The sequence below is a fragment of the Candidatus Saccharibacteria bacterium genome, from assembly GCA_016789455.1.
Lineage (GTDB): Bacteria > Patescibacteriota > Saccharimonadia > Saccharimonadales > Saccharimonadaceae > CAIJKY01.
In genome coordinates this window covers 387467-403150 of the sequence record JAEUQU010000002.1, presented here as the reverse complement: position 1 = coordinate 403150, position 15684 = coordinate 387467, and the positions used below count along the sequence as shown (strand labels likewise).

At 58.5% G+C, this 15684-nt stretch carries 12 protein-coding genes and 1 tRNA gene; 2 read left to right on the top strand and 11 right to left on the bottom strand.

Translation table 11 applies throughout. From position 1 onward, the window contains the following. Nucleotides 1–54: 54 nt before the first annotated feature. From JNJ66_03100 to JNJ66_03075, 6 genes are all read right to left on the bottom strand, one after another. Nucleotides 55–1662 carry a glycosyltransferase family 39 protein gene (locus JNJ66_03100; protein MBL8159419.1) on the bottom strand — a complete coding sequence of 536 codons (1608 nt, stop codon included), beginning with the start codon at nt 1660–1662 and terminating at the stop codon, nt 55–57. Continuing rightward, on the bottom strand, nt 1659–3215 hold the full coding sequence (locus tag JNJ66_03095; GenBank protein ID MBL8159418.1) for a glycosyltransferase: 1557 nt from the start codon (nt 3213–3215) through the stop codon (nt 1659–1661). Before JNJ66_03095 ends, JNJ66_03100 begins: the two co-directional genes overlap by 4 nt. Beyond that, nucleotides 3208–4377, bottom strand: a complete 1170-nt coding sequence (locus JNJ66_03090) for a hypothetical protein (protein ID MBL8159417.1) — start codon at nt 4375–4377, stop codon at nt 3208–3210. The genes JNJ66_03095 and JNJ66_03090 overlap by 8 nt, the downstream gene beginning before the upstream one ends. Further along, nucleotides 4374–5153, bottom strand: coding sequence for a glycosyltransferase family 2 protein (locus tag JNJ66_03085; protein MBL8159416.1), 780 nt, complete (start codon nt 5151–5153; stop codon nt 4374–4376). Before JNJ66_03085 ends, JNJ66_03090 begins: the two co-directional genes overlap by 4 nt. Nucleotides 5154–5435: 282 nt before the next feature. After that, on the bottom strand, nt 5436–5801 hold the full coding sequence (locus tag JNJ66_03080) for a hypothetical protein (GenBank protein ID MBL8159415.1): 366 nt from the start codon (nt 5799–5801) through the stop codon (nt 5436–5438). A 155-nt stretch (nt 5802–5956) separates the two neighbouring features. Then, nucleotides 5957–6610, bottom strand: a complete 654-nt coding sequence (locus JNJ66_03075) for a hypothetical protein (GenBank protein ID MBL8159414.1) — start codon at nt 6608–6610, stop codon at nt 5957–5959. 179 nt (nt 6611–6789) lie between these two features. Here JNJ66_03075 and JNJ66_03070 point away from each other — a divergent pair, with 179 nt between their 5' ends. Then, the gene (locus tag JNJ66_03070; GenBank protein MBL8159413.1) at nt 6790–7725 is read left to right on the top strand and encodes an RICIN domain-containing protein; all 936 of its coding nucleotides are present in this window, start codon (nt 6790–6792) and stop codon (nt 7723–7725) included. Nucleotides 7726–7778: 53 nt separating this feature from the next. On the opposite strand, the gene JNJ66_03065 is transcribed toward JNJ66_03070, so the two are convergent. The 5 genes from JNJ66_03065 to JNJ66_03045 all read right to left on the bottom strand — a co-directional run bounded on the left by JNJ66_03065 (nt 7779) and on the right by JNJ66_03045 (nt 12685). After that, nucleotides 7779–7863, bottom strand: a tRNA-Leu gene (locus tag JNJ66_03065). Nucleotides 7864–7944: 81 nt separating this feature from the next. Next, on the bottom strand, nt 7945–8475 hold the full coding sequence (gene rsmD / locus JNJ66_03060) for a 16S rRNA (guanine(966)-N(2))-methyltransferase RsmD (protein MBL8159412.1): 531 nt from the start codon (nt 8473–8475) through the stop codon (nt 7945–7947). A 2-nt stretch (nt 8476–8477) separates the two neighbouring features. Continuing rightward, nucleotides 8478–9305, bottom strand: a complete 828-nt coding sequence (locus JNJ66_03055) for a hypothetical protein (protein ID MBL8159411.1) — start codon at nt 9303–9305, stop codon at nt 8478–8480. 79 nt (nt 9306–9384) lie between these two features. Then, the gene (gene recG, locus JNJ66_03050; protein ID MBL8159410.1) at nt 9385–11433 is read right to left on the bottom strand and encodes an ATP-dependent DNA helicase RecG; all 2049 of its coding nucleotides are present in this window, start codon (nt 11431–11433) and stop codon (nt 9385–9387) included. A 16-nt stretch (nt 11434–11449) separates the two neighbouring features. Then, nucleotides 11450–12685: a tyrosine--tRNA ligase gene (locus JNJ66_03045; protein MBL8159409.1), complete on the bottom strand. Its 1236-nt coding sequence runs from the start codon at nt 12683–12685 to the stop codon at nt 11450–11452. 172 nt (nt 12686–12857) lie between these two features. Here JNJ66_03045 and JNJ66_03040 point away from each other — a divergent pair, with 172 nt between their 5' ends. Further along, nucleotides 12858–15647 (top strand): transglycosylase domain-containing protein, encoded by a 2790-nt coding sequence (locus tag JNJ66_03040; GenBank protein MBL8159408.1) that lies wholly within the window; start codon nt 12858–12860, stop codon nt 15645–15647. Nucleotides 15648–15684: the final 37 nt, after the last annotated feature.

Sequence of the window (15684 nt, the reverse complement as noted above, 5' to 3'; positions counted from 1 at the left end):
TTTTAGTTACACCTTAGTATAGCATGCCACCAGAGGGGGCGCGCATCGGCAACCCTACTGGTCGACGGTCGGCAGCACTTCAGGCATGACGTCGTAGCCGACGCGGTAGACATGCAGGGTGAGGTCGTTGGAGAACTTCTGCGTCTTCACTTTTTCGTAACGCATGTTGAAGTGCTGGTAGATCTCTTCTTCGTAGCCCTGGTCATAGCTCAGGAGCAGGTAGATGTAGTCGTGACCTTCTTTGAGGGTCTCGACTTCTTCGGGCAAACGTTCCTCGCTGAAGGTTGGGACGGCGCCAATGTTCTGGCGGTCCCAGAGCGGCAAGGTGCGGATCTGCAGCGGGCCGTCGTAGTAGTATTCAAATGGATACACGGTGAACGGGCTGGAAAGCACGATGATGTCATGCACGGACGATGTCTTCTCAATGCTCTGGGCTGCGGCCTTAAAGTCTTCCTTCACCGGCGTATCAGCGCTGGCTAGCTGCTGCGTGAAGGTAGCGCCAACGATCAGGAACCAGAGCGTGATCAGCAGCGTCGAGAACTTGGGCCCATAGCGGCTGATCAGCCAGACCAGCGCGATGGTCAGCGGCGCGATGGCCGACACCATGTAGCGGCTCAAAAAGAATGGCGTCACTACGAAGCTGAGCGCGAACGCCACAATAATCGGTACGAAGGCCATGGTCAGCAGATAGGCTACCACGCGGTCCATGCGCAGGTGGCGCTTGACCGTGAAGAAGGCGATGATCAGAATCAGCGGCCAAAGCGAGACGATGGCCGTGTTGACGGCGTCCGTCTGGAAACCGAACAGGAACTGCGAGTAGACGTTGAAGAAGTTGACCGCCGTCGGACGCTCAATCAGCGGCCGGGTGTTGCTGGCCAGACCGGACATGATGAAGTAGGCCACCCAGGGTGACAGGGCTACGGCCAGCGCCACCATGACGCCGATGAAGCGTTTGAACATGCCGGGCCTGAAGTACTTCTTACGGTTGACCAGGTAGAACATGGCCTGGGCCAGCAGGTTGAACATGAAGAAGTAATGCGAATAAGCGCCGAAGATGGTGGTCAGCAGGTAGCCGAACCACCCCTTGCCGTCCTTGAGTATACGGGCGTAGAAGTACTGGTTGGCCGCCGCAAAGAACACCAGCAAGGTGTACATACGCGCCTCGTTGGCATACCAGTTCATGAACGGCGACAGGCTGAAGAGGATGGTCACTATCAGCGACCACTTGCGTGAAAGCACCAACCTGGCCAACAGATAGACAAACGGAATCGTCGCCAGGAAGAATACCATCGACATAGAGCGTACACTGACGACACTATCGCCGAAGAGGTGCATCCACTGCTGCAGCAGGATGTGGTACAGCGGCATATGGACGTCCTGTGCCACCACGCCAAGCATACCGCTGAGGCTATGCGAGGCCTGCCAGACGCTCTGGCTCTCGTCCAGGCGCAGGCTGTTGTCGATAAGAAAGAGTTGAGAGATCAACACCACACCGGCCATGCAGGCGGCGATGACGGCACCGACCAGGAGCCTGCCCCAATCAAAACCGCGCTTCTTGGGTGCTTCGGCCTGCTCGGCGGCTTTTTCCGCCGGCTTGCTTACCGGCTGGTCCGTCTTCTTGGCGACGACCGGCTTCTTGATATCATCAGCAAGACGGTTCATGACACATGCTCCACAGGTACGGGCTGATGGGCCGCCCGGCGCTTGCTCGGACGTTGCAGCCACTTGGCACCCGGCAGGCTCAGTTTTGGCGCTGCGGCCATGATGAACGGGATGAAACACGCCACGGTCACCAACGCCCAGGCCAGGTTGGCCAGCAGCGACGCCGACATGCCTTCGCGGTTGAAAGCGACGATTGACCCGGCGATAGTCAGCACGATATAGGCGATCTGCGGCACCACCAGGTACAGGAAGTTGCCTTGGATAGCCTGCTTGGAGGTGACGACGAACGAAGTCTTCTGGTTGAGCAGCACCGCGATGAGGGCGCGGATCTGCAGGAAGAACGAGCTGATAGAGAACGAGATAGCCTGGAAGGTATAGGCGTAGTTACTGGTCGATTGCAGCAGATACAGGCTGACAAAGATGTACGGCATGAAGACCAGCGCCAGGGTCATGGTAGAAGTAGTGATGGCGGTCAGGCCGGTGAACAGGAAAATGATGGGCAGCAGCGCGTCAATCAGCACGACCACGCCGGAAAGGTAGTAGCTGGCGGAAATCAGGTACTGCATCTTCTGCTTGAAGTTCAGACCGCGGCGGAACAGCGGGTTGAACTTGAAGATGACCTCAAGGCTGCCGCGCGTCCAGCGGTACTGCTGCTTGTAGTACGACAGGAAGTCTTCGGGTGCCAGGCCTTCGGCCAGTACTTTTGGCACGTAGACACTCTTCCAGCCTTTTTCGTGCATGAACAGCGAGGTCAGGAAATCTTCGGCGATGTTGAACTCACACATGCCGCCGGCATCCGTCAGGGCCTCCCGGGCAAGCACCATGTTGGTGCCGCACATAAAGACCGAGCCCAGGCGGTTTTTACCAGCCATGATCGGGCCGAAGAACAACGACTGCTGGTCCCAGGCCACTTGTGTCACGCCGTTAATGCCCTGGTTGTGGTAGAACTGCGGCGTCTGCACAAAGCCCATCTTGGGGTCGATGAAATAGCCCATGGTCTCACGCAGGAATGATGGGTATGGCACGTGGTCGGCGTCGAAGATGACGACGTAGGGGTTACTGGTCTCACGCAGGGCGTTATTGATGTTCCCTGCCTTGGCACCGCCCGGCGTGGTGCGCGTGATGACGTTGATACCGAGCTCCTCGCCCAGACGGACGACATCCTGCCAGTTATCCTTCTTGGCCACATAGCCGTCGTTAAGGATGTTGACAGTGAAGCTTGGGTAATCCATGGCGAGCGCCGCGCGGGCGGTCTCTTCGATAATTTCAACCGGCTCACCGGCCACGGTGATGAAGACATCGACCGGCCGGGCGAAGTGCGGCGCAAAAACGCTGTCATTCTTCATTTCCCAGACGGTGTAACAGTAGCCGATGATCTGCCAGAGGTGGAAGACTTCACCGGCGATCAGCAGCGAGAACAGAATGGGGTTGCCGTGCTCAAAGAAGAACGTGATGACGATGAAGTACATGATCGACAACAGTATATTGACGAGCAGTAGCGGCTTGCTGGCAGTACCCCGCAGGAATGCGAAGCGCGAATCGGATTTATTCATAGAGTCCCCCAATGTTAGTCAGATCGTCGTTATACAGCGCAATGCCGAGCCAGGCCCAGGTGTCGTCACGATAACCAAGTTCGCGCGCCCAGGACTGGGTGTCAGGATTGTAGAGAGTAAGGAGTTTGCGCTGGTAGATGGCGTCGGCAGCAGCGCGGTCATAGGTCATGAAGTAGCCGATCAGCATGCCGTAATTGGCAGGGACATCAGCCACGGAATCAGCAGCACCGTCGGCGCGGTAGCCCGTCACCAACTCCTGGTGCTTGTGCCAGTAGCCGCCAAGCGGCTTGAAGCTGGCCAGCAGCTCACGGGCGCGGGCGTCCTTGTACCAGGTGCTGTCGAGGGTCAAGTGGTAGGCCAGGGCCAGGTCGCGTTGGGCAATGGCAGCTGCGTCATCCTCAGGAGAAGTCAGAACAGGCGTCGCGCCGGTGGTATCGAGTGTGTATTCGGCCGCCAGCAGCTTGTCCGGCTGGTCTTCGCGAGCCGCAACCAGCAGATCATAGGTGTTCTCCATCACGGCCGCCCAGTCGTGGCTGGGGTCGACCTTGGCAAAGGTGCGGTACATGTACGGCGCAAAGTCAGCAGGACGCAGGGTGCCAGCCTCTTTGTCGGACACCAGGACCGGTTTGCCATCGATCTCAACTACGTGGTCGCGCCAGAGGGCCACCATGACCGGACGGGCATCCCAGAGGTACTTCCCTTCGCGCCACCGCGCCGAACCCATGATCAGGCCATAGGCGACACTGGCGTCGGCACCGGCACTCGTCTCGGTACTCTTGATACCGTAATTGCCGTTGACCAGCTCACCGAAACTGCCGGAGAAGTGGTATTCTTCCGTCTGCAGATTGTCCTTGGTCCATTGCCAGCTGGCATCAAACGTCTTGGGGTCGTCCATCCAGACGGCGCGCTGCATGGTCATGGCCTGGCCGCTGGCAGTCGAGTCGCCGCCCAGATCCTTTTGGATGGTGCGCCCCGTGCCTTCTTCGACCATATTCTTCTTGAATGCGCTCCACAGCTCGAGCGTCAGGCGGTTCGGAGAGTAAATCTGCGGCACACGCTGACCACCGGTCTCAGCCAGGCGGTTGGCATAAGCAGTGCTCGCAAAGAAGGCCGCCGCGACGACCAGGAGTGCACAGAAAATAAATGTTGCGAGCCGTTTCATGCTGTGGTCTCCGAGGAAATGTTGTGATGGATGGCCCGCTGGCGATTACGCGCGAAGCCGGCACGGACCTGTCCGCGCGGCACACGAATCCATAGTTGCAGGGTCGCCTTAATTAACTCAAGGGTAGCTGTGAAAACGCTTAACTTGGCCTTGCCGCTATGGCGCGAGGCAAATTCGACCTCGTGACTGACGACCCGGTAGCCGCGCAGCAGACATTCAACTATGAATTCCAGATCGAAGCTCCATGGAGACGGGTGCAGCTGCATGTCCTGCATGATTTCGCGGCGGAAGACTTTCAGGCCGGATTGCGTATCGTAATCGATGCCGAATAACAGCTTGGTAAAGAAGAAATTGTAAACCTTACTACTGAGCTGGCGCAGCGGGCTGGTGTTGTGAGTCACACGTTGACTTAATACCACATCGGCTTTGTTGTCTGTAATATATTTGACCATTGCGCTTATGGCCTCGGGCGGGTACTGCAGATCGGCGTCGATCATACAGATAAGTTCGCCGCGGGCCTCATCGATGCCCTGCAGGATGGAATACGCCTTGCCGCGGCGGCCGTGCTTAAGGCTGACGCTGACCGGATACGTACCGGCAAGGCTCTTGATGGTCTCTACCGTACCATCGGTTGAATGGTCATCGATGAACAGGACATCATAAGCGATGCCGGCCGGCTGCAGATTGGCGGCGATGCGCTGGAGCAGGAGTGCGACGTTGCCCGCCTCATTCAGAGTCGGCACAACGATAGACAGCGTGACGGCATGTTCACTCAAGATGGCATCCTTTAATAAGAGTTATTGTTTACTGATACGTCTCTAAACGTCTTGATACTAGCACAAATTCGCTTTTTTGTCAAGAGGATTTTTTAACAGCGATTGTAGCTTGAAGTCCCTATTTACAGTTTTACGTTTTTATTATTTCCACTATGATACCTTATCTCATAATGCTTAGACAACCGGAAAAAGGAAGGAATCCGGAGCCTGGCCTGTGTAAAAGAACGGGCCGCTGTAGCGCGTGAAAAACCCGCCGACCAGGTGGCCGGCGGGCTCTCCGCATCATGTGTTGGCACGGCGCCGCCGCTGGGAGGCACCGAGCAGGTGGCGCTGGCGGGCAGGTGCCAGGTGGCCGTTGCCGGTCTCGGTGTTGTACACGCCAGAGAGCTCCCAGTCGTTGTACACCACGACGAAGCCGTAGGTGCCTTCATCGGTCTCGCCGATCGAGCACACGGCAAGCCGCGCCGTAAAGGCGGTCGTGCTGGCGCCGGTCTTGAGCGTAAACACCAGCTCCACGGACTCCGTACCGCCGGCGTTGAGCTGGTCCATGACCTCCGTGAACTGGAGGTTGCTGGGGCCGCCGACGATGTGCAGGATGTCGACCGGGATGTGGATTTTGAACAGCCTGTAGGCAGCCTCGGTCGTCATGGCATCTCCCTGGTATCTTCGTGGAGCTTGATTGGCGCACTATGCACCATCCGCTTTCGCGGTGGACCTCACATGCATGAGGAGTAATCAAAACTATACCATAAGAACACAATATGAAAACCCCGGACGCATGGCCTGCGCCCGGGGTGTACTGCTTACGGCCGTGCCGCACCCTGCCGAATCTCGTCCGGCAGCCACTGGCTGACTGCGGCGGCGGCGCGCTTCAGACGGAGGAGAGTGTGCTCACAGCCGGCCAGCTGTTGTGCCATAAGGTCCTCCAGCACGCGCACATCGCGCCGGGCGGCTTGGATCACCGGCCCCCATCCGCACTGTTCGTCAGCGTAAGCGCGCAGCTTTTCTCCGTCGATAGTCCTGATGACCCTCGACTCGCCGTTCCGCTCCGCCAACTGCATCGCCTCCAGCATGGCCGTCCGCTGCGCGTTAAAATCGCTCAGCAGGCGCATCCGTCCTTGCCAGAAGGCCCATTCGGTCAGTGCGGTCCAAAACTCGTTAAGCTGGGCGAGCTCGTACGGATCGTCAATGCCATCCCTGAGCAGCCCTGACACCAAGGCGGCGGCGTACTCCTCGGCCGATTTAGCGCGGTCAAGCACGGCACCGGTGGCACGGCGCTGGCATTCCTGGGCCTTGAGGAGCCGTTCGCAGTCTTGCTGGTGCTGCGCCTTGTCGCGGTCCAGCTCTGCCCACATCCGCCGTCTGGCCTGCCGCACCACGACCAGCATGGCGATGGCGACGAAGGGCAGAAGGCTGACGACCGTCACCAGTACCGTGGTCACTACCTGGCCCGGCATGTCGTTCCTTTCAGCAGGATGGTTGAAATGGACTGCCTTAATAAAAGCAGAGAGCCCCGCCGACCACAATAGTAGTTTGATGCGCAATCACACATCCGCATGCCACATGAGGGGTATAATTAACAACACAAACCATAACAGTGCCCATGCTCCATGGCGGCACAAGATAGGGAGGGCCTATGCATAGTAACAACATCAGATTAAGCATCCTGGGGGCGGTACTGTCGTTCATGGCGGTAGTTTTTGCCCCTGCCCCGGCTGAAGCAGGGGCAGCACCTTTTATTGTCCGCCCACAGCGTGATGTGATTTCAGGCTGGAGTGTCACGCCGGCTGGCACTGCGGCCTGGGCTGCTCTCGATGATGCCACGGTCAATGGCCAGCCCGTCGGGGCGACCGACTGGATATATGCCAGTGGCGCCGGACGCGTGACCGAAGTCGGGTTTACGAGCGCTCCGATTGACGCGCCCTACTATTGGGGACAGGTGTACTTCTATGCAAATACCGGGGCTTCGACCAGACTGCGCGTGGAGGCGCTGACACAAGGCAGTATCGTCGCTACCTACACCGTAGCTGCGGGACAAGGGTTTGGCTGGCGATCGTTCAGTGTCCCCGCATCGTCGCTCGACTACTTTGGTGCCAACAACCTGACGGTTCGCTTTACCAGCCTCGATGGCGGCGACACCAATGTCCGGGCGGCCTACGCCGAACTGACACAAGGCTATTACAAGATTAAGAATGTTGCTACCAACAATTACATGGATGCTTCCAGTGGCGGCCTGGTACTGATGCGGGCAGCAAGTACCAGCCTGAGTCAGCAGTACAAAGAGCTGCCTGCGCGCATCGGTTCGTCCGGCTTGTCGGCGCGCAGTAACGGCTTATGCGTCGAAATTCCGAATGCCAGTACTGCCAGTGGGACGCTACTTTCCCAAGGAACCTGTCTTTCTGACGTACAACTGTACAATTTCGACCCGATAGGTGCCGGTAAACGTCGTATCTACGTCCGTCACAGCGGCCTCTGTCTGAGTACGCTCGCCTTCGATTCGTTCGTGCGGCAGTATCCTTGCAACAGTTCTTCTATCAATCAACAATGGCTAATGGAGCGTTACCCTCTGTAGGCATCGTCCTGCACCATAGAAAAAAGCCAGCTGTAAAGCCTGGCTTTTTTCTATGGTGCGCGAGAAAGGACTTGAACCTTCACGCCTTTCGGCACATGCTCCTAAGGCATGCGTGTCTACCAATTCCACCACTCGCGCATGAGCATGGACGTGATGTTCCGTGGAGAAAACGTCTTGGTCATATAGTAGCCTACCGAAGGAGAAATGACAATCCAGGCGTTACGACGGGCGGTAAAACACCAGCCGCGCATTGGCGTATTTCGAAGTGTCGGTTATGCGCAGCCCCTCTATGGGCACCGGCTCCTCACTGGCGGGTTGTGAGAGGACCATCAGACCGTCCGGCCTCAGGTGCCGGGTCAGCTGGATGAGTGTGGTGCGTTTCATGTCGTCGTAGGGCGGGTCGCAGAGGATGAGGTCGAACATTTGGTCGGGATAGATGTTGCTCCAGGAGCGGTTGTTGCCTTTTATCAGCTGGACGCGATCTTCCAGGCGGAGTTTGGTGATGTTGCGCTCCAGGTACTTCTGCGCCGTTTTGTCGCGCTCGATGGCAATGGCGCTGGCAGCACCGCGGCTGATAGCTTCAAAACTGAGCGCACCGCTGCCGGCAAAGGGGTCCAGTACTTCCCAGCCGGCAATCGGGCCAAGTTTGTTGAACAGGGCCATGCGCACCCGGTCACCCATCGGGTGGGTAGCAAAGCCGGGCGGCGCATCAAAGCGCAATCCCCTTAGTTCGCCGGATATGACGCGCAATCTCACGGCTTGGAAGTTCCCCGCTCCAGCTGATGCGCCTGATAGGCGGCTTCATACCATGCCAAGGCCACTACTTTGACGATCAGCGGCGCCAGTACTTCCCTGGTCTGACGGGCCAGTTTAGAGGTCCACCCCTTCTTTTGGAATGTGGTGTACATCTTCATGCTGTAAATCTTTGAGGCCGCTTCCTGAAAAATCTCGTCAATACCGAGACGGACGACGCGCTGGCACTCCATCTTGTCGGGGTAACCCTGCTGCAGTTTGAGCGAGGCGATCGAGGTAGCCACACCCCATTCATAGGTAGAGTGCGTCGTCATGACACCACCGGCGCCCCATACATACCAGTTGTTCCGGAAACGCTCGCGCGGATTGTTGCCGGGGTACACCAGTTTCTTGTAGATGGTAGTGCGGGTCTCGATGCCTTCGCCGCGCAGCTGCTCAATTGCTTCCTCAAGCGGTGCGTGATGGGCCGGCGTCAGGCCGTCAACGATGGCGTGGGCCATCCAGGCCGCCTCAAAGGCAGCCCGCTCACGGTTGTGCTCGCTGATGGCTTTGATAAGGTTGGCCCGATGATCGAGGATCATGGTCAGGATGGCCGTATCATCGGGGTTGGCCGGGTTGTAGTAGTGCCACGGTTCGTCACGGGCGGGCGATTTGCGCTTTAGTCCGTCCGGGCCGTTCATCCCCTCAAAATGGACAATGGCCTTAATGCCCGGAAACGGCAATTCAGGCGCCACCTGCGCCAAAGCCCTGCGGGCTACGCGATCAATCTTCTGATGTGCGCCCAGCACCTTGCCGGAGCTGGAGCGCAGGGTCGTTCCGGAATACATACCGCTTGCTTATTTCGTTTTATATCGTAGGACTCGCCTTTACTGCTGCTAAGTATACCATGAGCGAAGTAAAGTCCCGTCAGTTCAGGGTTATCATGCGGCGGGCGCGCTCGACGCGGTCGTGCAGCTCGGGATAGCGGCTGATATCAATTCCCTCCTGTAGCAGCCATAAAGCCGCCTTTTGCACCATCTCGACGAACCGCAGGTCGCCGATGCGGGCCAGGCGCATATCCAGCTGGCCATGCTGGGCCGCACCGTAGACTTCGCCGGGACCGCGCAGCTCCAGGTCGACCTCGGAGAGGTAGAAACCATCGGTCGACTGTTCAAGTTCACGCAGCCGGCGGCTCGGTGCCTTGCTGGTGGCCGGTATCAGGTAGCAGTAGCTCTGGTGCTGGCCGCGCCCTACCCTTCCGCGCAGCTGATGCAGCTGGGCCAGACCGAAGTGGTCGGCGTTCTCGATGATCATGACCGTGGCGTTGGGTACGTCCACGCCCACCTCGATGACCGTCGTCGAGACCAGTACGTCTATGTCGCCGGCCGCAAAGCCCGCCATGACCTCCGCCTTCTCCTCGGCCTTCATCTTGCCGTGCAGCATGGCGACGCGCCGGTGTTTCAGCAGGTTGCCGCTGATCTTTTGAAAGGCCTTGGTGACACTGCTGGTATCGTCGTCGGACTTGGCCTTGGCTGTCTTTGCTTTGCCCTCGGTCGGCTCGATCTGCGGGCAGATGACGTAGACCTGGCGGCCTTCCGCGATGGCGGTATCAGCAAGGCCGTATATTTTCTCGCGGCTGTTGGGCGAGCCTATCTTGGTAACGATGGGCGTCCGGCCGGGCGGCAATTCATTGAGGATGCTGACGTCAAGCTCCCCATAGACGGTCAGGGCCAGGCTGCGCGGAATCGGCGTGGCGCTCATCGAGAGCAGGTGCGGCATGCGCCGGCTCTTATCCACCAGCGTCCGGCGCTGTTCAACGCCGAAGCGGTGCTGCTCGTCGATCACCACGAATCCAAGCGAGTGGAACTTGACATTCGGCTGGATCAGGGCATGTGTGCCGACGGTCACGGCGATGGCGCCGCTCTCAATTCCCTCCAGTAGTGCCGGCCTGGCTTTGGTCTTGACGCTACCCGTCAGCAACGCCACGGTAATGTGGTGCGGTGCCAGTAATCTATCCAGTGTCGTGGCATGCTGGGCCGCCAGCAGCTCGGTCGGCGCCATGAAAGCGGTCTGGTATCCGGCCTGGGCTGCCATATAGGCGGCCATGGCGGCGACGACGGTCTTGCCAGAGCCGACATCGCCCTGCAGCAAACGGTTCATCGGGGTGCCGGCCTCCAGGTTCTGGATGATATCCCAGACGGCCGTGCGCTGGGCATTGGTCAGCTGGAACGGCAATGCGGCCGTGAACTTCTTGGCAGCTGCGACATCAAAAGGAATATGCCAGGCCTCCAGGGCCGCATTCTCCTGCTTGTTCATCGCCGCCGCCAATACGACAGCCAGCAACTCCTCAAAGCCGAAGCGGTGCCGTGCAGCCTCGTAGTCCTGCGTGGTCTGCGGGGCATGGATGGCCTGCAGGGCGGCCGGCCGCGGCATCAGCTTATACTGCTGCAATAGTTCCGGTGGCAATGTCTCCGGCAGCTCATCCACCAGAGGGAGAATCGAATCAAGCGCCTTGCGGATAATGACCGAGGTCAGACCCTTGGTCTCGCGGTAGACCGGCGTGATGTTGGACCCATTGCCCTCAAGGTGTTCAGCCAGCTCCGCTTGCGGGTTGTTCAACACATACCGGCCGCGGCCAAACTCATACTCGCCGGAGAAGTAATATTCTTTCTGTGTGTTAATCTGTGCAGCCCTATACGGCTGGTTGAACCAGACTACACGAAGTTCGCCGCTGGCATCGGCCACTACCGCTTCAGTAATGTGCAGGCCCCGGCGGACATACCGGCCGGTCACAGTGACGGGCCGCGCCACGATGGCTACCTTGCCCGGCTGCACCTGGTTAATAGGTTTTACTTCGCCAAAGTTCTCGTACGTCCGCGGGTAAAAATGCAGCAGATCTCCTACTGTCTCAAGGCCAAGCCGCGCGAACTGCTCCGCGCGCTTTGGGCCGATGCCGGCCAGGAGGGAGAGGGGCATGTCCAGCTTCATTTGGCTAGCGGATCAATGCAAAGCCGTTCTTGCCGCGCTTCAGCAGGGCTGGCCGGGACGGAACCGGACCGTCTTCGGTCAGCTTTTCACCGCTTACACTGATGCCGCCGCCGCTTATGAGCCGCCGGGCCTCGGAGCTGGATGTGGCCAGCTGGGCCGCAAGCAGTGCCTCGCCGACCGTCTCGGCTTCAGTGACAACCGGGATTTCCTTTGCCAGCTCATCATGGTCGGCTGCGTCCAGGTCGGCGAATGCACGCTTGCCAAACAGTACTTCGCTGACGCGCCGGACGCTCTCGGCGCGGGCTTCGCCGTGTACCAGTTTCGTCACTTCGTACGCCAGGGCTTTCTGGGCCTCGCGGGCACCAGGGTTCTGCTGCAGGGAGTGTTCGAGCCGGGTGATGTCGTCGGGACTGAGCAGTGTGTAAATCTTGAGGTAATGGATCACGCCCCGGTCATCGACGTTCAGCCAGAACTGGTAGAACTTGTAGACGCTTGTCTTTTTCTCGTCCAGCCAGATGGCACCGTCTTCAGTCTTGCCGAACTTTTTGCCGGTGGCCGCGTTAATAATCAACGGCCCGGTCCAGACATGCGCCTGCGCACCCTCGAGCTTACGGATGAGATTTGTTCCCGATATGCTGTTGCCCCATTGATCGGAAGCCGCTATCTGCAGCGTCACTCCATGTTTACGGAACAGGTGCAAGAAGTCGTAGCCCTGAATCAGGGAGTAGCTAAACTCGGCGTAACTGATGCCTGCCCCGCCCTCGCCGATGCGGTTCTGCACGAAATCGCGCTGCAGCAACTGTGTCATCGAAAAATGCTTGCCGACATCCCGCAAGAAGTTCAGGTACCCCATATCACGGAACCAATCGTAATTATCAACCAGCGTGAATGGCATGCCATCGAATACGCGGTCGTACTGCGCGGCAATAGCTTTCTTATTGTGCTCAATTTCTTCCAGTGGCCGCAGCGAGCGTTCTTCCGCCTTACCGTCCGGGTCACCAATCATCCCCGTGGCGCCGCCCACCAGCAGCACCGCCTTGTAGCCATGGTTCATAAAATGGCGGGCCATCATGGCCATAGCGAAGTTGCCGACCGTCATTGAATCCGCACTTGGATCGACACCCCAATAGAACGTCCGCGTCTCTTTGTCCAGTTCTGCGGTGTCGGCGAAGGTCGACTGGTTGACAAAACCACGCCAGGCCAGTTCTTCGGATAGGGTCATATCGGTCTGTTTGCTCATGGGCGTTAGTATACCAGAGATACGACCCCGCTTGTAGCCTTATGGTTAGCTTAAAGCACCTTCTATAACAGCGGCCAGCAGAGGCCTCTTTTCGAACCCGCGATGTGCTATAATGCCAAGTGATTCCCAGTTAGTTTTTTAACTGCAAAGTATCAAGGAGTGAGACAAAACAATGAGTTCCCAGAAAAACTCCCCGAAGGGGAAGACGCTGCAGGTATATTCCAACCTGTCAGCCAGACGGCGCCAGCGTTCCGATGCCAAGGCACGCCGTAAAGCAGAATATCTGGCCACCCTGCCGAAGCATCCGATAAAACGGCTGCTCTACCGCTTGCACCCCAAGCGGGCCTGGAAGTTCTGGACCAGCCGCGACGGCGCCATCATGGCGTTGAAGATCGTCGGTATCGGTGCATTGTTGGTCGGCATCATGTTTGCCGGCCTGTTCGCCTACTTCCGCAAAGACCTTGATGCCATCCGACCCGGCGAGCTTTCCAAGCGTGTCCAGACGACCGTCACCCGCTACATCGACCGCAACGGCGAACTGCTCTGGGAAGATAAAGGTGGTGGCGATTATAAGATCGTCGTCGATTTCAATGAAATCAGCAAACCGATGAAGCAGGCCACGGTCGCCCTCGAGGACAAGGACTTCTACAAGCATGGCGGCGTCAGCTTCAGCGGCACCGCCCGCGCCGTGCTTAACAACGCCGTCGGTGGCGGTGGCACCCAGGGTGGCTCCACCCTGACCCAGCAGCTGGTCAAAAAGGTATTCTTCTCAGAGGAAGAGGCCAACCAGCGTTCCGGTCTGAGCGGCCTGAGCCGTAAGGCCAAAGAAGCTATTCTGGCCATCGAGATCGAGCGCATGTATAACAAGGACCAGATTTTGAACCTTTACCTCAACGAGGTGCCGTATGGCGGGCCGCGCAACGGCGTCGAGTCTGCCGCCCAGACCTATTTTGGCAAGCACGCCAAAGAGCTGACATTGGCCGAGGCGGCCATCATGGCCTCCATCCCACAGCAGCCGTCGCTCTACAACCCATACAACGTCGAGGGCAATGAATACTTGCTCAAACGCCAGCAGTTCACGCTCGATAAAATGCTTGAACAGGGCTATGCCAAAAAAGAAGAGATCGAAGCCGCCAAGAAGGAGTTCCCGGATTCCGCCACCCTGCAAAGCAAGCTGCAGCCCGAGAACAAGGAATTCGCCACCGCTTTCGCACCTCATTTCGTACTGGAAGTCAAACGCCAGCTGAAGGCCGAGTTCGGTGATGCGCTCGTCGGCAAGGGCGGCCTGACCGTCAAGACTACTCTCGACAAAAAGGCTCAGGAATTCGCCGAGACTGCCGTGAACACCGGTGCCAAGCTGTTGCCGACCGCCGGCGCCGACAACATCGCCCTCAGTTCCGTCGATGTTGAGACCGGCCAGGTCATCGCCATGGTGGGCAGTGCTGACTTCAACAATGAAGGCATCAACGGCCAGTTCAACTCCGCCACCAGCCCGCTCGAACCGGGTTCCAGCATGAAGCTCTACGATTACGCCGCCCTTTTCAAGGAGCGTGATGGCACCAACTATGGCCCCGGCTCCGTCCTCAGGGACGAGAACATCGACGACTTGTACTGTGCCGGTAATACCAGCGGCAAGTGTCAGTTGCGCAACTTCACTGGCCGCTTCTATGGCAACGTCACCGTCCGCCAGGCCTTTGGCAGCTCGCTCAACATTCCAGCCGTCAAGGCGGTCATCGTCGCCAGCCCCGAGTCAGTCGTTCAGACTGCAAAGGACATGGGCAACATCCATGTCTGTGAGCGCAATGCTACGCCAGGCCTGTCGCTGGCCATCGGTGGTGGCTGTACCTCGCTGCAGGTTGAGCACACCAATGCCTACGCCACCGTCGCCCGAAACGGCAGCTACAAGCCGCTGGCCTACGTTCTGGAAGTCAAAAACGCCCAAGGCCAGACCTTGAAGCAATGGAAGAACGCCGATGGCAAGCAGGCGCTTGATCCTCAGGTCGCCTACATGCTGGCCGACACCCTGGCCGATGCCGACGCCCGCAGCCTCGTCTTTGGAGCCTCGGGACGCTCATACGGCTTCAATATACCCGGCGTCAAGACTGCCACCAAGACCGGCACTACCGACAACGGCCTGGGCAAACCGAAGGACAGCTGGATGATGAGCTTCTCACCCAAGGTTGCTACCGGCGTCTGGTCTGGCAACCACGATGGATCCGCCATCGGCAACAGCGCCAGCGATGTCGTCCGCCGCGTCGTCAACGACTACATGCAGAAGGTACACACCGATGTTTACGAACCACAAGGCCGCTGGAAACCCGGCGACTGGTTCGCCCGGCCAAACGGTATCCAGGACCTGGTCATCAACGGCCGTAAGGACATTTATCCTTCCTGGTTCAAGAAGGCCAACGCCAACAGTGGCTTCAAGATGACGTTCGACAAGATCAGCCGCAAGAAGGCTACCGACTGTACGCCGGCCCGCGCCAAGGTTGAGGAATTCGTCGAGAAGATCAAAGACCCGGTCCGCAACGTCGAGCGCCTGAGCGCCCCGGACGGTTACGACCCCAATGCCGAAGATGACAGGCACAAGTGTAGCGACACCAAGCCCTTCGTCAACGACATCCAGGCCAGCCGCGTCTCGGCCGGCAGATACCAGATAAAGGCCGTTGTGGCCGCCGGCACCAATCCGTTGCAGAACGTCGAGTTCAGCGTCAACGGCCAGGTCATCGGCTCGGCCAGCGCCAGCGCCAGCGGCGACTACGTCCTTGAGTACACTGCTACCAATAATGGCAGCATCGACGTGACAGTCACCGCCATCGACGCCGCCCTCTACGACGGCTCACTCAGCAAGAACATCAACGTTACCGTTTCCTCTGCAGGAGGCGGTAGCGGTCATGGCAACAGCAATAGCAACCGCTCCATGAGCTGGCGTGAGCGGTTCGCCGATGTCTGGGACGAGTAGACAGGACACAAACGAACAGGCACAGAAAAAACGCGCA